Below are 515 nucleotides of genomic sequence, written 5' to 3'. Positions count from 1 at the left end.
AAGGCGTGCGGCGCGGCGCACGCCCGCTTCATGTGGGGGCTGGACCTGTTCGCCCGGATGCGCGGCCACTATCTGCGGGCCAGGCGGGAGGCGGGGGCCACCACCGACGCGCTCGGGCAGTGGCTGGGGCTGCACTCCAGGCGCCTGGGGGTCCCGTTCTCGGAGGACCTGACGACCGGGCACTTCACGATCGACTACACCCCGACCTCGCTACGGCTGGATGTGCCGCTCACCTACCTGCCGCTGCGCTACATCCCCTACAACGGCACCGCCGTCGTCCCACCCTGGCTGCACACCCCACCGACCAAACCCCGCGTCTGCCTCACCCTGGGCACCTCGGCCACCGAACGCCTCGACGGCTACTCCATCGACGTCCAGGACATCCTCACCCACCTCGCCGACCTCGACATCGAAGTCGTCGCCACCCTGCCGGAAAAGCAGCAGGCCGAACTCCACCACGTCCCGGCCAACACCCGCCTGGTCTCCTTCGTCCCCCTGCACGCCCTCGCCCCCAC

At 70.5% G+C, this 515-nt stretch carries 1 protein-coding gene; it reads left to right on the top strand.

From position 1 onward, the window contains the following. The coding region (locus AC5L38_RS44405) for a nucleotide disphospho-sugar-binding domain-containing protein (RefSeq protein WP_495248858.1) at positions 1–515 on the top strand (515 nt) is incomplete at both ends.

The organism is Streptosporangium nanhuense (genome assembly GCF_059358815.1).
The sequence above is the reverse complement of the archived record's forward strand: the minus strand, read 5'-3'. Positions and strand labels throughout refer to the sequence as shown.